Raw genomic sequence first — 20,337 nt, 5'->3', positions numbered from 1 at the left:
ATAAATGCGTAATTTTATAGAGCTTTTAAGGCAAAATGATCTTTTAAGAGTGATAGATGAAGAGGTGGATACAGAGCTTGAAATAGCTCATCTTGCCTACATCGAGGCTAAGAAAAAGGATGGCAAAGCCTTGCTTTTTACAAAGCCTGTTAATAAAAAAGAAAATAAAAGCTATGATTTTCCTGTGCTTATGAATACTTTTTGTTCTGAAAGAGCATTAAAACTAGCTTTCACAAGGGATTATGAGGATGTTGCAAGTGAAATTTCAAGCCTTTTAAAAATGCACATTCCAAACACTTTTTCAGCTAAGCTTGATTTTTTTAAAAAGCTTTTATCCTTAAAATCTGTGCCGCCAAAAAGGCTTAAAAAAAAGGGCGAATTTGAGTATCAAAGGCTTTCATCCTTAAAAGAGCTTCCTATCCTTAAAACTTGGGAGAAAGACGCTGATAAATTTATAACTATGGGTCAGGTATATACTCAAAGTTTGGATAAAAAGCAAAACAATCTTGGTATGTATCGTTTGCAAGTTTTTGATGATGATAAGCTTTTAGTTCACTGGCAAATTCACAAAGACGGCTCACATTTTTTTGATGAGTATAAAAAAGCCGGAGAAAAAATGCCTGTAAGCATAGCCATAGGAGGCGATCCGCTTTATATATGGTGCGGTCAAGCTCCTTTGCCAAAGGGTATTTTTGAGCTCTTGCTTTATGGTTTTATAAAAAGGAAAAATGCCATCTTAGCTCCTTGTGAAAATTCGCTTTTTGTGCCTTATGATAGCGACATAGTTATAGAGGGCTTTGTGGATGTAAATCATTTTGAGCTTGAGGGTCCCTTTGGCGATCATACCGGCTTTTACACTCCAAAAGAGCCCTTTCCTCTTATGCAAGTTACTGCTATAAAGACAAAAAAAGACGCTATATATCAAGCAACCGTGGTTGGAAAGCCACCTTTAGAGGATAAGTTTATGGCACTTGGCACAGAAAGAGTTTTTTTACCGCTTTTACAAACCAGCGCTCCTGATTTGCTTGATTATAATATGCCTGAAAATGGCGTCTTTCACAACCTAATCCTAGCTAAGATAGAGGCTAAATATCCTGCGCACGCACAGCAGTTAATGCATGCTTTTTGGGGGGTTGGACAAATGAGCTTTGTAAAACACGCTATCTTTGTAGGCAAAGACGCACCGCCTCTTAAGGACTATGAAAAACTTATACCTTATATGCTAAATCGCTTTTGTGTTAAAAAGCTTTTAATCAGCGAGGGTCTTTGTGATCAATTAGACCACGCTTCTCCAAATTCTTGCTACGGTGGCAAGGCCGGGCTTGATTTAACAAATGAAAGTGAAAATACAAGAGAGCTTGAGCTTTTAGATGATGAAAATTTGCAAAAAGAGTTTAAAAAGCTTTTTGCCTTTCATTCTTTAAAGCAGTTTTACACAAACACCAAAAGCCCTATACTTTGTATAATCTTAGATGAAAAGCAAAAGGTAAGTGAGCTTTTTAAAAAAGCACTTAGCCTTAAAAAACATTTTAGAATTTTAGTTTTTTTAGGAAAGGAAAATAGCCTTAAAAACCCATATATGCTAGTATGGCGTGTGGTAAATAACATAGATGCTAAAAGAGATATTTATATAAATGAGGATCTTTTGGCCATAGACGCGCAAGTAAAGGATAAAAGCGATGGCTATGAAAGGCAGTGGCCTAAGCAAACAGATTGTTCAAAAGAAGTCTTAAAAGAGCTTATAAAAAGAGGGCTTTTAAAAGAGGATAAAGAGCTTTTTGATAACTTTGAGCTTTGCGGCGATGAGTTTTAAGCCTTTTAAATTCTATGCAAAGAATTTTCGCCGTGTTCTTTGCTAGGTAAAAAATTTGATAAAAAATTTACAAAAGCTCTTTTAATAAAAAACAAAAATTTATCCATAATATCCCCTTAGTTGCTAGTTCTATATCTAAACTGTCCCTTTTTAAAGACCATAGAAAAGCCTCCTAAAGAAAACAACCAGCGATTTTCGATGGTATTTTTAAGAAAGGCTGCAAGTTCTCCTGATACAGAATTGCCATACACTATGCCAACGCCATCCGTATGGCCTATGGAACAAACAGTGCCGCGGTGTTTGAACACAAAAGGCTTCTTAAAGCTTTTGCCTTTTATCAAATGAACAAGTTTTAAGGCTACAAAGTCTCCCATTTGTGCTGAAAGCTGTGCCGTTGGTGCGTGTTTTGCGTCCTTTGTTGTAGGGTGGGCGCTGTCTCCTATTACAAAAATATTTGGATAGTCAAAACATCTTAGTTGATAATCAACTTTTATCCTGCCTTTTATGTTGTTAATACTTGATTTTTCTATGATGTCGCTTCCCTTAACTCCAGCACCCCATAAAACAGTATTAGCACTTATTTTTTCATCTTTGCCGTCTCTTTGTATAATCACACCGTCTTTTAAGACCTCTTTAACTGTGCTATTTGTTATGATGTTTACGCCCATTTTTTCAAGTTTTTTGGTGGCTATAGAGCTTAATTTTTCATCAAAAATAGGTAAAATTCTAGAACTCCTACCTATGCAAGTAACCTTAACAAGGCTTCTATCTATGCCGCATATTAGGCAAAGTTCATCTATTTGCGAGGCTAGCTCAGCGGTAAATTCAATGCTTGTAAATCCTGTTCCGCAAACAACCACGCTAAGGTCATTTACATCTTTTGTAAGAGCGTAGTCTTTGAATTTATTTTCTATGTGCTTTGTTAGCTTTAAGGCGGCGTTTAGGGTCGATAGCTTAAAGGCGTGTTCTTTAACTCCTGGAGTATTAAAGCCATCAGGTCTAAATCCTAGGGCTATCACCAAGACATCGTATTCGTATTTGCCAGCGTTTCCATACACGCAGTTTTTATCTGGTTCTAGCTTTATGATTTTATCTTTTATAAATTTTATTTTATTGGTATCTAATACCTTTCTGTAATAAATTCTAGCCTTTCTGGCCGAAAGTGTTCCTATAGCTACTTTATGTAACAGTGTGGTTTGATAGTGGTAGTCATGTTTGCTAATCAAGCTTATTTCAGCCTTGTGTTTAGAAAAGTCAAGAAGCCTTTGCAGCCCTAAGGCAGCTTTTAAACCAGCGTAGCCACCACCTATAATCAAAATTCTTGGGTTCTCAGGTAATTTAAGTTCATCTAATACTACAGTGTTTTCTTGATTGTTCATGAAATAAACCTTTTTTTATCGTTAATTACAATTGTATCTTAAATCAAGAACTTTTGCAAATTTTACATCCATTCTAAAACTTGGCTTAACTCACTTACCGCAAAGTATTTTAAATCCACATCCTGAAAGTCCTTATTTGGCACTATAGCATTTTTGAATTTTTGCATTTTTGCTTCTTTTAAGCGGCTTTCAAGATTAAAAACCTCTCTTATTTCTCCATTTAAGCTAAGCTCTCCTATGAAGATACTTTCCTTGCTTAAAGGGCGATTTTTAAAGCTAGAAATTATAGCCGCAACCACGGCTAAATCAGCTGCGGTTTCATTTATCTTAACTCCTCCACTTACATTTATAAAAACATCAAAATGAGAAAGACTTATGCCTAGCTTTTTTTCAAGCAGGGCTAAAAGCATATCAAGCCTTGTTTTATCATAGCCTGTACTTGATCTTTTTGGGTATGAGCTTTCGCAAACTAGGGCTTGAATTTCTACTATCAATGCTCTTGAGCCCTCCATTATCACGGTTAGGGCTGAGCCTGAGCTGATTTTACCCTTGCTAAAAAATTTTGAGGCTATGTTTTTAGCACTTACTAGCCCTTTTGAACTCATTTCAAAAATTCCAACCTCGCTTGTGCTTCCAAAGCGATTTTTAAAGCCTCTTAATAGCCTTAATTCCTTATCTATATCGCCTTCAAAGTAAAGTACCACATCAACCATATGCTCAAGCACCCTAGGTCCTGCTATGGCTCCGTCCTTTGTGATATGCCCTATGATGAAGGTGCTTATGTTTCTTGCCTTGCTTAGCTTCATAAGCTCAAAGGTAAGCTCTCTTACCTGAGATACACTGCCAGCTGCAGAGCTTATATTTTGCGAATACATAGTCTGTATGGAATCAATGATTAAAATTTCGTATTTGTTTTTATCTACTTCCTCTAAAACATCTTCCAAACAAAGCTCAGATAGTAAAAAAAGATTTTTTGAATTTGCCTCAAGCCTGTTAGCTCTTATTTTTATCTGGCTTTTGCTTTCTTCTGCACTTACATAAAGAACCTTGTGCGAGTTTTTAGCTAAATTTGAAGCTATCTTTAAAAGCAGGGTTGATTTACCAACTCCTGGACTTCCACCTATTAAAACCAAAGAACCAAGCACAAGCCCGCCCCCAAGCACTAAATTTAACTCATCATCTAAGGTATCAAGTCTTGCATAGCTTTCTATCTCTACATCCTCTATGCAAACGGCTTTTGATTCTGAGCTTATTTTTTTAGAGTTTAGCTCTTTATACTCTTTTTCCTTTAGCTCTAAAAAAGAGTCCCAAGCATTACATTCAGGGCATTTTCCTAGCCATTTCTTGCTTGTTTTTCCGCAGGTTTGACACTCAAAGATAGTAGAACTTTTTGCCATTTTTGCCTTTCTATAAAGATGAGAAAGTATATAATCTTAAAGTTTCAAAAATACTCACTTTTAATTTATATTTTAAATTCTTTGCCTTTTATTTTTTGATTTCAAATTTTATTTTCTAGGTATATCCTTGCGGCCTAACTCTTTTTCTAAAAGTTTATTTTTAAGCTCTTTGCTTTTTACTTTTTCTTCTAAGAAAGAAAGTTTTAGCATTTTTGCTTTGTGTTCTTGAGAGCTTAGAATTTCTTTTAAAGAGGAATTTTCCTTTTGCAAAGTTAAAAGTTGAGAATTTAGCTCATTTATCTTATCTTGAAATTCTTTTTCTTTTAGCTTTTCCATATGAAAGCAGTATTCATCTATAAGCTCTTTATAGTCCTCTACCTCTGGGCTTAAATGGCTAAAATCAAGCTCTTGTAAAAGCTTTACTTCCTCATCAGGCTCTTTAAGCTCAAATTCTTTATCCTCCTTAGCTATCTTAGCCAGGAAAAAATAGGACAAACCGCAATGATTTATGTTGTTGATAAGCTTATCGCCCTTTTTTATCCAAACAGAGCCCTCACTTTGGGCTAAATTTTCTTTATTAAAATACATAAAAGAATTTTCATCTATTGTAAAATCAGCATTTAAGCTATGAAAAAGATAAAAAGCACTTCTAATAAATTTTATAACTTTTTGCTCTGTATTTTCTAGTATAAAGCTTGAGTAAGGCTCTTTCTCGCATTTTTCAAAAAAATTACAAAGAGCAAGCCCTAAAAGCTGGTATCCCTTAAAGTTCTCATCAAATTTAAGCTTACTATCGCTATCAAGTTTGTAGATTAGCTCGTTAAAAATAGAATTTTCAAGCTTTTTGCTTTCTAAATTTTCTTTGAAAAGCTCCTTAGCGCTTAGTATTAAAAATTCGCTTTTAAACTCAGTTTTTTGGGTATGAAAGCGAAAATTAGCTATATTTTTTATGATATTTTTGCCCAAAATACGCATTATACTTCCTGCTTGATGATAAATATCTATCTTTGTAAAAAATTCTAAAAGATTAAACTTATCATAGTAAGCTCCCATATCTACGCAGTTAAAGCCAAAATTATTTATATTTTTTCTTAAAAAATTTTCTACTAATTTTTTCTTTTTTACATCATTTTCATCATTAGCTTGTCTTACCTGAAAGGGAAGAATTATAAAAACAATTTTAGCATTAAATGAAGCTAGTTTTTTACAAAGCAAAGTCATATAAAGGGCTAGTTTTTCAAAGGATTTACCGTAGTGAAAAAGGTCATAATCATTAATGTTTGTTTCTGTTACTACTAATTCAGCCTTATGAAAAAGTGCTTCATTTTTATTTATAGTAAAAATTTTGTGCAAGGAATCATTTGCTCCTAAGGCCAAATTGTGAAAGTCTAAAGCCCCCCCCCCCGTTTAATTATGCTATCTTTTAAGCCTTTTTGCAGAGCATTTACCATTATAGAATTACTTCCGCCAAGTAAAATTACATTCTTTTTCATATCTTTTCCTAGTTTTTAACGCATTGTATCAAAAAAAAAAAAAAACGAAATTTGATTTAAGCCCTTAAAAAAGGGCTTATTTTATTTAAAAAGCTTGTCTAAGAGCTTATTTACTTTTTCTCCACCTTTGTCTTTTAGGAATTTATCGGCGGCTGATTTTAAGGCTGAGCCAAGGTCTATACTTATGCTAGGATTAGCAGTGCTTCCCTTTATGGTTCCTTTAAAAGTCGCCTTATCAACACCCAAGCTAAAAGGCATATTTAAAGCTCCACTTTGGGTATTTACCAAGCCTTTATTTATGGCTATTTTAACGCGAGGAGATACTAAATTTACATCCAAGGACACAGAATTTTTACTTATATTTGCTACAGCCTTAGCATCAGAAAAAGAATCCTTTGAAAAATCACTTTTTGTAAGCGTTTCAGCTGTTTTTATAATACCTACGCTTTTTAATTTGCCATTGTTTAAATTCGCGCTTGCTACACCGCTTGAGCTTAGTAGATTGTAATTCACATCCACATTCGCCTTTCCCTCGTAGTAATCAGGTAAATCAAGGCTTTGCATCATGTTAGAAAAATCAACGTTTGATATATCAGCCTTTAAGGCGTTATTTACAATGGTAGCTTTAAGAGTTCCACTAAAGAAATTTGAGCTATTTGCACTCAAATTTAGGCTTTTGTCAAAATTTGCCTCTCCATTAAGCTGCAAACTGCCTTTGAATTTCTTATCAGCTAAAAAACCAAGATTTGCAAGATTATATATGTCAAATACATAGTTTGAGCTTAGTTTGGCCTTGTTTATGTCAAAGCTACCTTTAAAGCTTTTCAAATTTGCCAGGTCGCTGTTTAGCACCGCATTAAAATTCACTACGCTGTTTTTTATGTCCCCGTTTAAGTTAAAATCATATTTTTTATTTGCTGGGAAGTTTTTGCCAAGCATGGCAGAAAGTGCTTTTTGATTAAAAAGCCCGCTAGCCTTTGCTTCATAATTACCATTTAGCTTTGTAAAATCAAGCGAACTTAAATGTGCCTTGGCGTTTAAATTTCCGCTAAGATAAGCTGGTTGAGCCGCTATGGCTAAGGCTTTGGCTATATCGATTTTATCTATATTCAAATCAAGGGTTTTTCCGTCTGAATTTGCGCTTATTTTTCCACCTGCAAGATCTATATTAGCTTTTAAAGAATTTATCACAGAGCCTGTAATTTTAGCATTTGCATTGGCTAAAACCGTGCCTTGCAAAGAAGAGTCAAAGGCTTTTAAGTCGTCAATTTTTGCTTCTATATCACTTGTAAGCTCTGAATTTTGGTATTTATAATATCCATTAGCCTTTGTAATCTTTGCTAAATTTGAATCCATTTTTACATCATAATTTATAAGTTCCTTATCGCCCTTAGCTACAGCGTTTAAAACTAAATTCACATTAGAAAGCGTTGCGGCTTTGATTTTTGAGCCTTTAAGTTTTGCATTTAGTTCTGTTAAGGCTGAATTTAAGACATCAAAGCTTAAATTTCCATCTAAGACAACAGTTCCTGCAAGCTCTGTTTTAGCAAGGCTTTTTAAAGGCGACAAATTCTTTAAATTCGCAGTAAAATCGCTAGTTAAAATTTGAGTGCCTAGATTAAACTGAGTGTTTTTGGCTAAGAGTTCAGCATAGGAATTATTAATCACCGTATTTACAGCTACTAAGTCTCCGTTGATATTAGCTTTTATATCGGCGTTTGGCTCGGAGTTTGTAGGCAAGGAGAGGTTAAAATCTTTTTCTATACTTTTATAGTCTAAGGACTTTGTATAAAGATTTATGAGTGTATTACCTGCAAGTTTGTTTTCTTTTGTGAAAATATCTGCGTTTATGTTTATGACACCTTGTGCGTATCTAGGCTTTGAAAGTAGGTCCAAAAGCTCTTCTATTTTTATGCCATTTGCATTTAAATTCACAAGTGCTGGAGCAAAGCTTAGTATATGTGCATCTAGCTCTACATTTGAGCCAAAGAGTTGTCCCCTGCCGCTAGCGTTAAAATCAAAGGCAGAACCAAAGACAGCACCGCCGAAATTTAGGTTTTCTTTGGTTTTTATATTGTTTTTAGCAAGATAGTCCTTGTTTAAACTTAGTAGATAATTTAAATCAAACCCTAAGCTAAATAGACTCAAGTTTCCATCTACTGTAAATTTGGCCATATTTGCTATGTCAAGCTCTGTATTAAGCTTAGTAAGGCCAAGCTCAAATTTGCTTACATTTATATCAAGAGCGGTTGCGGTGCGAATTTTATCCTCTATGATACCGGCTACAAATTTATTGCCAAAAGACGTAAAAAGCACTACATATAGTGCAACTAAGATGACTAGAAAAACGGCTAAAACACCGTATAAAATTTTCTTCATTTTTCAAACCTTTCATTAATGTTGTTATAAAACTTTAGTCATTTACACTAAAGTTTTATAAATATTTTTACTTAAAGTATTGACAAAATTCATTTTTATTTGCTATAATTTTTTTACTCTTAATTTAATGTAGAGTTGATATAAAAAACAAACAAAAAATTATACGAAAGGAACACAAATGAATTTTCAACCTTTAGGAAAACGTGTTTTAGTTAAACGTGTTGAGGAAACTAAAACCACAGCTTCTGGCATAATTATACCAGATAATGCTAAAGAAAAACCTTTAACAGGAAAAGTTGTAGCTGTTAGCAAGGAGCTTAGTGAGCTAAAAGAGGGCGATACTATTTTATTTGCTAAGTATGGCGGAACTGAAGTTAAACTAGACGCTGATGAATATCTAGTTTTAAACATAGATGATGTTTTAGGTATAGTTAAATAAATTTTAAGGAAAGTAAAATGGCAAAAGAAATATTTTTTTCAGATGAAGCAAGAAACAAACTTTATGAAGGCGTTAGAAAGCTAAATGACGCTGTAAAAGTAACTATGGGACCAAGAGGACGCAATGTTTTGATACAAAAAAGCTTTGGTGCTCCTAGCATTACAAAGGATGGAGTTAGCGTAGCTAAGGAAATAGAACTAAAAGAATCCCTAGAAAATATGGGTGCTTCTTTAGTAAGAGAGGTTGCTTCTAAAACTGCTGATCAAGCAGGAGATGGCACTACAACAGCTACTGTTTTAGCTCACGCTATCTTTAAAGAAGGTCTTAGAAATATAACAGCTGGAGCTAATCCTATCGAAGTAAAAAGAGGTATGGATAAGGCTTGCGAGGCTATCATAGCTGAACTTAAAAATCTTTCAAGAGAGGTTAAGGATAAAAAAGAGATAGCTCAAGTAGCTACAATATCTGCAAATTCAGATGAAAAAATCGGTGCCTTAATAGCTGATGCTATGGAAAAGGTTGGCAAGGACGGAGTTATCACAGTTGAGGAAGCTAAGTCTATAAATGATGAGTTAAATGTTGTTGAGGGTATGCAATTTGACAGAGGTTATCTAAGCCCATATTTTATAACAAATGCTGACAAGATGACAGTTGAGCTTTCAAACCCTTATATCTTGCTTTTTGATAAAAAAATCACAAGCTTAAAGGACTTGCTACCTATCTTAGAGCAAATTCAAAAAACAGGCAAGGCTCTTTTAATAATAGCTGAGGATATAGAAGGCGAGGCTTTAGCTACCTTGGTTGTAAATAAATTAAGAGGTGTTTTAAATATATCTGCTGTTAAGGCTCCTGGCTTTGGTGATAGAAGAAAGGCTATGCTTGAGGATATAGCTATCTTAACAGGTGGAGAAGTGATTGCTGAAGAGCTTGGAAGAACCTTAGAAAGTGCTACTATAGATGATCTTGGTCAAGCTTCAAGCGTTATCATAGACAAGGATAATACCACTATAGTAAATGGTGCTGGAGAGAAAGCAAACATAGAAGCTAGAGTAAATCAAATCAAGGCTCAAATAGCTGAAACCACAAGCGATTATGATAGAGAAAAACTACAAGAAAGACTAGCAAAGCTTAGCGGAGGTGTTGCACTTATTAAGGTTGGAGCTGCTACTGAAACTGAGATGAAAGAGAAAAAAGACCGCGTTGATGACGCTTTAAGTGCTACTAAGGCTGCTGTTGAAGAAGGTATAGTTATAGGCGGTGGAGCTGCTTTAATAAAAGCAAAAACTAAGATAAAATTAAATTTAAGCGGAGATGAAGCAATTGGTGCTGCTATAGTTGAAAGAGCTTTAAGAGCGCCTTTAAGACAAATAGCTGAAAATGCTGGTTTTGACGCTGGTGTTGTGGTAAATCAAGTAGAGGCTTCAAGCGATGTAAATTTAGGTTTTGACGCTGCAAAAGGCGAATATGTAGATATGATAAAAGAGGGTATCATAGATCCTGTAAAGGTTGAGAGAATAGCCCTTTTAAACGCTGTTTCAGTTGCTTCTATGCTACTTACAACAGAGGCTACAATAAGCGATATAAAAGAAGAAAAACCTGCTATGCCTGATATGGGCGCTATGGGAGGAATGGGTGGTATGGGCGGTATGATGTAAGCCACACCCAATGCACTGATTTATTTCAGTGCATTCTTTTGTATCATTTTTTATCTTACTTTCACATTTTTTTCATTTTGCTAACACTTTTTATCAATATTATGCTAAAATTTAGGCTTTAAAATAAACACAAGAGGATAAGCAATGAAAGATATGTTTTTATTTAGCTCCCTGATAGATCCGAGTCACACTTTTTCTTATTTTTTTCATCTAGCTATAGTTATAGTATTAGCACTTATAGTTGCAAAATTAGCCACTTCTTCTATGCAGCTTGTGCCTAGAGGTATGCAAAATTTAGCAGAAGCTTTTTTAGATGGTATTTTGAGTATGGGAAAAGACACTATGGGAAGTGAGGCTGCGGCTAGAAAATATCTGCCTTTAGTAGCTACCATAGGTTTTATAGTATTTTTTTCTAATATTATAGGGATAATCCCGGGCTTTCACGCTCCAACTGCTTCTTTAAATTTGCCAGCTTCTTTGGCTATAGTAGTTTTTTTATATTATCATTTTGAAGGCATTAGAACTCAGGGCTTTTTTAAGTATTTTGGACATTTTATGGGTCCAGTTCCAGCCATAGCTCCGCTTATGTTTCCAATAGAAATAGTATCTCACATATCAAGGGTTATATCCCTATCTTTTCGTCTTTTTGGAAATATCAAGGGTGATGATTTATTCTTAGCGGTTGTTTTAGCACTTGCACCTTGGGTTGCACCTTTACCAGCCTTTGTTTTACTTACCTTTATGGCTTTTTTACAATCCTTTATCTTTATGATACTTACCTATGTTTATTTGGCCGGTGCGACTGTGGTTGAGGAAGGTCATTGATATATTTTTTAGAATTTCTTAAGGGTGCTTCTTGGGCTTTTTTGCTCTTTGGAGCACTGTATTATTTTAACATATATGAGAATTCTATCTTTCATCTTTGTATAGGGGCTATACCCGGTTTTTTTATGCTTATAATCTCTTTTTTATTGCTTGAAAATTATGAATTAAAAGAAAGTTTAAAATCTAAGGAAAAATGATGTTTGAAGTAGTTATAGGACTTGAGGTTCATACCCAGCTTAATACAAAAAGTAAGATTTTTTGCGCTTGTAAAACCTCCTTTGGAGAGGAGGCAAATACCAATGTATGCCCTACCTGCCTGGCCTTACCCGGAGCCTTACCTGTCTTAAATAAAGAAGCTGTGTTAAAGGCTGTATCCTTTGGCAAGGCTATAAATGCAAAGATAAATGAGAAAAGCATTTTCAATAGAAAAAATTATTTCTACCCAGATTTACCAAAGGCTTATCAAATTTCACAATTTGATGTGCCTATAGTTGAAAATGGAGAGCTTTTTATAAATTTAAACGGAGAGGATAAAAGGATAGGTATCACAAGGGCACATCTAGAGGAAGATGCTGGTAAAAACATACACGAGGGTGCTTTTTCAAAGGTGGATTTAAACAGAGCGGGAACTCCTTTGCTTGAGATAGTTTCTGAGCCTGATTTAAGAAGCAGTGATGAGGCTGTGGCTTATCTTAAAAAATTACACTCCATTATAAGATTTTTAGATATTTCAGATGCAAATATGCAAGAAGGCTCTTTTCGTTGTGATGTAAATGTGAGCATTCGCCCTAAAAATGATGATAAATTTTATACTAGGGTGGAGATTAAAAACTTAAATTCCTTTCGCTTTATACAAAAGGCTATTGATTACGAGGTGCAAAGACAAAGCGAGGCTTGGCAAGACGGGCTTTATGAAAAAGAAGTCGTGCAAGAAACTAGACTTTTTGACACTACAAAACTTATAACAAAGAGTATGAGGGGTAAGGAAGATAGTGCTGAGTATAGGTATTTTCCAGACCCTGATTTGCTTCCTGTTGTACTTGAAAAAGGAATGCTTGATGTTAAATTACCAGAGCTTCCTGATGAAAAAAGACAAAGATATGTAAAAGATTTAGGTGTAAAAGAAGCAGACGCACAAATTTTAACCTCTTCTTTGGAAATGGCTAGATTTTTTGAAAGCTTAATTGCTAAAAATTTAAATCCAAAGCTTTGTGTAACTTGGCTAAACACCGAGTTAATGGGACTTTTAAAGGCAGATTATAGTATAGAAAATTCTCCTGTGAGTGCTGAAAAATTAGCTTCTTTATTGCTTAGGATAGAGGATGGTACTATAAGTGCAAAGGCTGCAAAGGACATTCTAGCTTATATCTTTGAAAATACTGATGTTGAGGTTGATGAGGCTATTGAAAAACTTGGTTTAAAGCAGGTTAGCGATGATGGTGCTATAGAAAAAATCATAGATGAAATTCTAAGTAAGAATGCAGACAAGGTAGCTGAGTATAAGTCTGGTAAGGATAAGCTCTTTGGTTTTTTTGTGGGACAGGTTATGAAAGAGGGCAAGGGTGCTTTTAATCCTGCTAAGGTAAATGAGCTCTTAAAAGCAAAGCTTTCTTGATGAGTATCGCAGTTATAGGAGCTGGAAAATGGGGCTGTGCGCTTTATCACGCCTTTAGTGAAAATCACAAGCCCTTTATAAGCTCTATAAATAAAAGAGATATTGAAAATTTCATAAGCATTGATGAGGCCTTAGAAAAAGAATTTTTAGTCTTTGCGCTTAGCACACAAGGAATTTATGAATGGCTTAAGTTAAATTTCAAAAACAATGGACAAAAGATTTTATTAGCCTCAAAAGGTGTTGATTACGCAAATCTTAAATTCTTAGATGAACTTTTCTTAAATTTCATTTCAAAAGAACAGCTTTGCGTTTTAAGTGGTCCATCCTTTGCTAGTGAGGTTATGAAAAAGCTGCCCTGTGCCCTTGTTTTGAGTGCCTTTGATGAAAAGTTAGCTAAGGACTTTTCAAATTTTTTCCCAAGCTATATAAAAACCTACACAAACACAGATGTAAGAGGAGCTGAAATTTGCGGAGCTTATAAAAATGTCCTAGCCATAGCTTGCGGTATCAGCGATGGTTTAAGGCTTGGAAACAATGCAAGGGCTTCTTTGATGGCTAGAGGTCTTGTGGAAATGCACCGCTTTGGCAAGGCTTTTGGTGCAGATGATGAGACTTTTTTGGGTTTAAGCGGAGCTGGGGACCTTTTTTTAAGCGCCTCATCGGCTCTTTCAAGAAATTATAGAGTAGGCTTTATGTTAGCAGAGGGTAAAAACTTAGATGAAATTTTACTTGAGCTAAAAGAGGTGGCAGAGGGCGTGAAAACTGCTTTTGCTATAAAAGAACTTGCGAGTAAAGAACAAATTTATACGCCCATCGTTAATGAGATTGTCTTAATCTTGCAAGGTAAAGATGTAAAACACTCTTTAAAAGACTTACTAAGGCGGGGCAATGCTGATTAAAAATGCTAGGATTTATGGCGAAGAAAGCTTGGATTTAAGGATTGAAAACGAGCATATAGTTGAAATTTCAAAAAACATATCATCACACTCTAGCCAGATTTTTGATGCAAAAAATCTTACCTTGCTACCTTCTTTTGTGGATTTGAATGTAAATTTAAAAAATGATAGTTTTAGCCTTGAGAATTTAAGGCTTTTACAAAGCGAGTGTTTGCAAGGTGGGCTTAGTGCTATCTTACTTAGAGATAAGATGAATTACGATGAAAACAGCTTTGATTTGCTTAAGCAAGTGCTTGATAGTTTAAATTTGGATGTATTTGCCTCTGCTTGTGTGCTCGATGATGAATCTAAGCTTAAAAATGTTTCAAGCCTTGTAAATAATGGCGTAAAGGCTTTAGAGCTTAAGAGTTCGCAAAATGCTTATGCTATAAAACAGGCTATGAATTATGCCTTGATGAAAAATGTGCCTTTGTTTGTCTCTTGCTATGATGAGAATTTTGATGATAATGGCGTGATGAATGACGGCGAGTTAAGCTTTAGCCTAGGCTTATCTGGCATAAGTGCTATCTGTGAGCTTAGCGAGGTGGCTAAGATGAAAGAGATAGCTAAATTTTACGGCATAAACATAGTCTTTGAAAGCTTAAGTCTTGCCAAGTCTTTAGAGCTCTTAGAAAAAGAGGATTTAAAGCTTGTAAGCATACATAATCTACTAAAAGATGAAAGTGCTTGTGAGAATTTTAACACTTATGCAAAGCTTTTGCCGCCCCTTCGCACAAAAGATGATGTAAGACTTTTAAGACAAGCTTTAAAAGAGGGTAAGATAAGTTTTTTAAGCTCATTTCACAGCCCAAAATCCTTGCATTTAAAAGATTTAGCCTTTTATGAGGCAGCCTTTGGAGTGCATAGCATAAGCGAGTATGTAGCACTTTGCAACACTTTTTTTATAAAAGAAAATTTACTTTCTTGGCGTGAGCTTTGTACTTATACCTCACTTAATGCAGCTAAGTTACTTGGCTTAAACTGCGGTGAAATAGCTATAAACAAAGAAGCAAATTTTATCTTGCTTGATGAGAATGAAAAAATTGCTACAAAAGCAAATTCTTTATACTCTAAAGATGAACTTTTTGGCAATATAAAGGCTCATTATGTAAAAGGTTCACCTGTGAATTAACTTCTTGTTTTTTCACTTTTTAAGTTTGAAATTACTTATTTGCCAATGCGAATTTTTAAACAAAAATATTTTTGGTATTTGATTTTATTGTTAAGTCTAGTTACTAAAAAAAATTTTTATTGTGCTAAATTTTGATTGTTGTTGAAAAAAAATGTTACAATACCTTATCTTTAAAGAAAGGCTACGAGATGTTAAGCAATGATGATTTAAAGGCTATATTAGAAAAAAGAGTTGCTGAGTTTGAAAGCTCAGACAAAAAAGAAGCTAGACAGATAGATGAGACTTATGTTCAAAATTTATTAAAGCTCTTAAGCTTGCCAAATGACTTTTTGCCTATAGCTAAAAGAGCGTTTGAAATCACTCCAAAGCTAAATGTTATATGGCTTCATCTAGCTGAATGTACGGGGTGTTCTGAAAGCTTTTTTAGAACAGATAGGCCTGATTTTGCTAATCTTGTCTTTGATTTTATCTCTCTTAATTATCACGAAACAATCATGTGTGCTGCCGGCTGGCAAGCAGATGAGTGTATAGAAGATATGCTAGATTCTAATGAGGATTTTGTTTTAGCGGTTGAGGGTGGGGTAGCTGCTATTGATACTTATTTTTTAACCATAGGAGCACATGCAGAAAGTGCTTATGACTTGCTTCAAAGACTTGCAAAAAAGGCAAAAGCCGTCTTTGCTATGGGAACTTGTTCTAGTTATGGTGGAGTGCAAGCTGCCATGCCAAATCCTAGCAAATGCTGCGGTATTTCAGAAGTTTTAAGCAATAAAGTAGTAAATGTACCCGGCTGCCCGCCAAGTGATATAAACATAGTAGCAAATTTAGCCTTTTATGCCTTGTTTAGAGTAGAGCCAAATTTAGATGAAAACAACAGGCCTAAATGGGCTTATGGCAAGTGTTTGCACGATATGTGCGAAAGAAAGGCCAAATTTGAAAGTGGAATTTTTGCACAAAAATTTGATGATGATTTGGCTAAAAATGGCGCCTGTCTTTTTAAGGTAGGTTGCAAGGGGCCTTATACCTACAATAACTGCCCTAAGGTTAAATTTAATTCCAAAACTTCTTGGCCTGTGCAAGCAGGACACGGATGTATGGCTTGTTGTGAGCCAAATTTTTGGGACGATTTTGGATTTTACGAACTTGCTATGAGTAACAAAGCAGCTTATAAGGATTATTCTTTTAATTCTTTAAACATTAGCACCATGAAAGAAGATAGCGAGCTAAACGATACAAATATCTTGCTTAGCATAAATGATAGCTTACAAATTCTAAATAAAAGCGAAAATCAAGCCTTAAATCTTTTGAATTTGAGCTTTGAAAGTAATGTAAAATTGATACTTCAAAGCATAGCTAAAAATAAAATGGGTGCTTCATTGCTAGAAACTTACAAGAAAGAATTTCCTAAAAATTACACTTATATAGAGGAAAATTTTGACGAGGAGTCAAGGCCTAGTTCTAATATCTTTGATTTCTTTTCTTATATATATGTGCTTGCAAAAGGGGAGAAATTGCAAAGTGCCAGGGACTTTTTAGAGGCCGGTGCTAGTTATAAATTTAAGCACGCAAGTCCTTTTGATATGAAGCTTAGCTGCAAAGAAAACGAAGCAAAGCTTGATATATCAAAGTCTATGCGTATGCCGCTTATCTATCTTTGTGGAGGGCTTGATTTAGAAGCTTTAGCCTTTTCAGCTTCAAAGGAGCTTTTTAAGAATTTAAACGAAGCCTTGCTGTATTTTGTTAAAAATACTAATAAAAGCAAGGCCTTGTTTGTAAATTCTGATTACAAGCATCCTTTTTTATATAGTTATTTTTAATTATCTTTGTGCCGCAACAGCTTTGTTGTGGTCATTGATATTTGTTGTAAAGATATGTTGCCCCGTGCTTTTATCCCTCATAAAATACAAATAATCACTCTTTGCAGGAAAAATCGCAGCTTTTATAGCATTTAGTGAGACATTGCACACAGCCTCAGCTGGCAAGCCCTCGTGTTTGTATGTATTATATGAGCTTTCATCCTCCCTAATTCTTTGCGGAGTAATCTTTGTGTGAGAGTATTCTCCGTAGTTTAAAGTGCCGTCCATTTGAAGCTTCATGCCTATTCTTAGTCTGTTATAAATGACCGAAGCAACTATTGGCATTTCCTCGTTGTTTGCAGCTTCTTTTTGTATCACAGAAGCTATGATTACATAATCATGCCATTTTTTTTCATTATAATCGCCAAAGAACTTAGTGGAAGCTGTTTTAAAAGCATTTTGACTGTGTTGTAGTAGTAGTTTTATAAGTAATTCCTCATTTATTCCTTTTGGAATTTTATATGTTTCAGGATACAACATGCCTTCTTTATATCTGGCTTGTTTTTCATATTCGCTTAAAAGTTTCTCTTTGCTTAAATTCAACTGTTTTGAAATTTGGTCTAAAAACACTACAGTTGTTTCTCCAGGTATTAAAGTAATGCTTTCAAGTGCTGCTTTAGCAACTGTTAGCTTGTATAAAAAGTCTATTTTGCTTAAATTTTCTTTGCCTATATTAATCCAGCCAGCCTGAGGATGTCCAAGCAATCTTAAAGTAAGTTCATCAATTTTGCTCATTTTATTATTATTTGTGTTTAAATCAGCTATAATTTTACTAACAGAACCCTGAGGCAGATACACTACTGAACTTGTTTTAATCGGCATTAGTAGATAATAAAAAAGCCCTATCATAAGTATAAGGAGAACTTCAACTAAGATGAAAAAAAAACTCATATATCTTAGCATTGTGTTTTTCATAGTCTTTATAATTCCTTTTATAACGCTTAAAATTGGTTTTAACATATCTTCTTTTGAGAGTAAAAAATTCTCTGTGCAAGAATTATATATAAAATTAGATAAGAGACTTATAATAAGGGCAAAAAAAATCAACATTTTGGACTTTGGCAATAATACAAGCAATGAGAGCTTTGCAAAAGTGCTTTTATCTTACATGAAAGAGCTTGAAAATGCCTTTTTGTTCTTGCAAGAATTTTCGGTTGATAATTTTAAGATAGCAAATGAGAATTTCAAGATTGTATTTAAACGAAGTGAAATTTTGCTAGAAAATGAAAAACTCTCGCTAAAGCTTGATGTAAGTAAGATAGATAACAACATCCTAGCCTACATCAAAGAAGCTAATATCACAGAACTAAACGCTAGCTTAAATGCGTTTTTGTACATAAATACGGATGAAAATTTATACGACATTAATGGTTCTTTGCTGTCTGAGAGCATAAAGCTTGATTTTAACACAAGTTTTGATGATAATAATATTTTTGTGAATTTAAAAGATATAAATGCAAGTGATATAAAAGATGTATTTGATTTAGTCTCAAAAAATATAGAGCTTGATGAGGATTTACTTCTTTGGCTTGGCAAAAAGGCTGTGCCTAAGAATTACTATATAGATGAGTTTACATTAAAAATGCAAAGAAAGCTTTTTAAGGCATTTGAGATCAAAGAGCTTAGCGGTTTTGGTGTGGCAAATGATTTGACTTTGCTTTTAAATGACGGTGTTGATGAAATTTTCATACCAAAGCTTGATTTAAATTTAAGTAAGGAAAAGCTTGATTTTTACTTTGAGAAAGCATATTTTGCAGGAAAAGATATAAGCAAAAGCAAGGTTTATATTTATGATATAGCAAATCCTAAGAAAATAGGCATAAATATAAGACTTCTTTCTAATGACTTGAGCCTAGATTCAAAGGTGCATAAGCTTTTAAACAGCTACAAAATTTCTTTGCCTCTTTCTCAAAAATCGGGCTTTGTAAAGAGTGATTTAAGTATAAATATTCCTTTTCAAGCAAAGTATAAAAATGATTTTAAGGGTGTTTTTGAGTTAAAAAATGTCCAAAGCACCTTAGCTGATTTCTTTGTAAAAGAAGGCACTGTTGTGCTAGATAATACAAATTTAAAATTAAAATCCTTTGCGGTTTTTAATTCTTTTTTGAATGCTAATTTTAATTCTAATATAAATTTAGCCTCTAAATCAGGTACTTTTAATACCTATATTAACAGGCTTCATTTTGATAATTTGCTTGATTTAATGGATGAAAATGTAAGCATTAATCTTGATTTTTCAAATGATTTAATGCTTGGTATTAAGGAATGGGACCTTGATTTAAATTTAAGCAAGGGGATTGAGTTTTACAGCAAAAATATACTTAAATTTAAAAAATACTCGCCCATAATGCAGGATTTAAATGTAAGCAAAATAGGTCTTTTACATCTTAAAAGTCAAGATTTTAATAATTTTAGTGTAAGTCTTAAAGATAGCGTTTTTACAAATGATTTTATAGAGCTAAATTCAAGCAACACAATAAAAGATAATTTTTACATAGAAAAAAGCCCAAAAGGTATGAAAATACGCAACGATAAGAAAAATATAGAGCTTGATTTATATGATAAGAACTTATCTTTGCAGCTAAAAGATATAAATTTTGTTTTAAAGGATGTAGAAAATTTAAATTCTGCTTTTAATAATAACTTAAATATAAACTTAAATGCTAATAACCTAGGTCTTATTCTTGCTGATTTTAATAAAAGTTTGAAATTTGATAAGCTTTTTGCTAGTGTAAATGGCGATCTTATGAGGATTAATGCTAGCAAAAATGCGTCTAGTTTTGATTTTTACAAAGGAAAAAATAAGCTTTTGTTGCAAGCAAAAAATATTAACGATAAAATTGTTAATGAGTTTTTCTCAAAAGATGTTGTTAAAGACGGCAAATTCTCGCTAAATATAGAGGGCAGCAGCACCAGGGATTTTAATGGAAGCATAGTTTTAGAAAAAACCTATATAAAGGGCTTGACATTTCACAATCAACTAATAAGCTTTATAGACACAGTTCCATCACTTGTTTTGTTTAAAACACCTACTTTTAATAAAGAAGGGCTTGGCATACAAAAAGGTTTAGTTTTGTTTGATAAGAAAAATACCGATATAAACATCACTTCCTTGGCTTTAGATGGAGACAGCGTCGATGTGCTAGGCTTTGGTGCTATTGACTTAAAAAAAGATAGATTAAGGGTGGAACTTGAGCTTAAGATTTTAAAATCAGCCTCACAAATTATCTCAAAAATTCCTATTTTAAATCAAGTAATTTTAGGCAAAGATATGTCTATATCAACTGCAATCTTGGTTGAGGGAAGTTTGCAAGAGCCGAAATTTAGCACTCAAATTTTCAAAGAGACTATAAAACTGCCTTTTAATTTGATAAAAAACATCATAGAAATACCTTCTACTTGGTTTAAGTGACAAACTG

15 protein-coding genes are annotated in these 20,337 nt (G+C 33.9%); 10 read left to right on the top strand and 5 right to left on the bottom strand.

Annotated features, from left to right (window positions below; all coding sequences use genetic code 11):
• The first annotated feature begins 4 nt into the window (after positions 1 to 4).
• A complete protein-coding gene (locus tag CAV_RS05800) occupies positions 5 to 1,813 on the top strand; it encodes a menaquinone biosynthesis decarboxylase (protein ID WP_094325585.1) in 1,809 nt (602 codons plus the stop codon).
• Between the two features lie 116 nt (positions 1,814 to 1,929).
• Here CAV_RS05800 and CAV_RS05795 read toward each other — a convergent pair whose 3' ends face one another.
• The 4 genes from CAV_RS05795 to CAV_RS05780 all read right to left on the bottom strand — a co-directional run bounded on the left by CAV_RS05795 (position 1,930) and on the right by CAV_RS05780 (position 8,461).
• Positions 1,930 to 3,192 carry an NAD(P)/FAD-dependent oxidoreductase gene (locus tag CAV_RS05795; RefSeq protein WP_094325584.1) on the bottom strand — a complete coding sequence of 421 codons (1,263 nt, stop codon included), beginning with the start codon at positions 3,190 to 3,192 and terminating at the stop codon, positions 1,930 to 1,932.
• A 62-nt stretch (positions 3,193 to 3,254) separates the two neighbouring features.
• The gene (gene radA, locus CAV_RS05790) at positions 3,255 to 4,589 is read right to left on the bottom strand and encodes a DNA repair protein RadA (protein WP_094325583.1); all 1,335 of its coding nucleotides are present in this window, start codon (positions 4,587 to 4,589) and stop codon (positions 3,255 to 3,257) included.
• A 108-nt stretch (positions 4,590 to 4,697) separates the two neighbouring features.
• On the bottom strand, positions 4,698 to 5,942 hold the full coding sequence (locus tag CAV_RS05785; protein ID WP_148131226.1) for a glycosyl transferase: 1,245 nt from the start codon (positions 5,940 to 5,942) through the stop codon (positions 4,698 to 4,700).
• Between the two features lie 221 nt (positions 5,943 to 6,163).
• Positions 6,164 to 8,461 (bottom strand): hypothetical protein, encoded by a 2,298-nt coding sequence (locus tag CAV_RS05780; RefSeq protein ID WP_094325581.1) that lies wholly within the window; start codon positions 8,459 to 8,461, stop codon positions 6,164 to 6,166.
• A gap of 178 nt (positions 8,462 to 8,639) precedes the next feature.
• Here CAV_RS05780 and groES point away from each other — a divergent pair, with 178 nt between their 5' ends.
• The 8 genes from groES (at position 8,640) to CAV_RS05740 (ending at position 16,879) form a co-directional block, all read left to right on the top strand.
• Positions 8,640 to 8,900 carry a co-chaperone GroES gene (gene groES, locus CAV_RS05775; RefSeq protein ID WP_094325580.1) on the top strand — a complete coding sequence of 87 codons (261 nt, stop codon included), beginning with the start codon at positions 8,640 to 8,642 and terminating at the stop codon, positions 8,898 to 8,900.
• A 17-nt stretch (positions 8,901 to 8,917) separates the two neighbouring features.
• Positions 8,918 to 10,555: a chaperonin GroEL gene (gene groL / locus CAV_RS05770; protein WP_094325579.1), complete on the top strand. Its 1,638-nt coding sequence runs from the start codon at positions 8,918 to 8,920 to the stop codon at positions 10,553 to 10,555.
• A 144-nt stretch (positions 10,556 to 10,699) separates the two neighbouring features.
• Positions 10,700 to 11,380 carry a F0F1 ATP synthase subunit A gene (locus tag CAV_RS05765; RefSeq protein ID WP_094325578.1) on the top strand — a complete coding sequence of 227 codons (681 nt, stop codon included), beginning with the start codon at positions 10,700 to 10,702 and terminating at the stop codon, positions 11,378 to 11,380.
• Complete coding sequence (locus tag CAV_RS05760; protein WP_094325577.1) at positions 11,377 to 11,577, top strand: hypothetical protein; 201 nt, start codon at positions 11,377 to 11,379, stop codon at positions 11,575 to 11,577. The genes CAV_RS05765 and CAV_RS05760 overlap by 4 nt, the downstream gene beginning before the upstream one ends.
• The gene (gene gatB / locus CAV_RS05755) at positions 11,577 to 12,995 is read left to right on the top strand and encodes an Asp-tRNA(Asn)/Glu-tRNA(Gln) amidotransferase subunit GatB (RefSeq protein ID WP_094325576.1); all 1,419 of its coding nucleotides are present in this window, start codon (positions 11,577 to 11,579) and stop codon (positions 12,993 to 12,995) included. Before CAV_RS05760 ends, gatB begins: the two co-directional genes overlap by 1 nt.
• A complete protein-coding gene (locus tag CAV_RS05750) occupies positions 12,995 to 13,894 on the top strand; it encodes an NAD(P)H-dependent glycerol-3-phosphate dehydrogenase (protein ID WP_094325575.1) in 900 nt (299 codons plus the stop codon). Before gatB ends, CAV_RS05750 begins: the two co-directional genes overlap by 1 nt.
• The gene (locus CAV_RS05745; RefSeq protein ID WP_094325574.1) at positions 13,884 to 15,062 is read left to right on the top strand and encodes an amidohydrolase family protein; all 1,179 of its coding nucleotides are present in this window, start codon (positions 13,884 to 13,886) and stop codon (positions 15,060 to 15,062) included. Before CAV_RS05750 ends, CAV_RS05745 begins: the two co-directional genes overlap by 11 nt.
• 188 nt (positions 15,063 to 15,250) lie before the next feature.
• Entirely contained in the window at positions 15,251 to 16,879 is a 1,629-nt protein-coding gene (locus tag CAV_RS05740; protein WP_094325573.1) for a hydrogenase small subunit, read from the top strand.
• Here CAV_RS05740 and mltG read toward each other — a convergent pair whose 3' ends face one another.
• A complete protein-coding gene (gene mltG / locus CAV_RS05735; protein WP_094325798.1) occupies positions 16,880 to 17,878 on the bottom strand; it encodes an endolytic transglycosylase MltG in 999 nt (332 codons plus the stop codon).
• On the opposite strand from mltG, the gene CAV_RS05730 reads away from it, so the two are divergent.
• Positions 17,793 to 20,330 (top strand): YhdP family protein, encoded by a 2,538-nt coding sequence (locus CAV_RS05730; protein WP_148131225.1) that lies wholly within the window; start codon positions 17,793 to 17,795, stop codon positions 20,328 to 20,330. The two genes, mltG and CAV_RS05730, sit on opposite strands and share 86 nt — an antisense overlap.
• Positions 20,331 to 20,337 lie beyond the last annotated feature (7 nt).

Source organism: Campylobacter avium LMG 24591, from assembly GCF_002238335.1.
In the GTDB taxonomy this organism is placed as follows: domain Bacteria; phylum Campylobacterota; class Campylobacteria; order Campylobacterales; family Campylobacteraceae; genus Campylobacter_D; species Campylobacter_D avium.
The sequence above is the reverse complement of the archived record's forward strand: the minus strand, read 5'-3'. Positions and strand labels throughout refer to the sequence as shown.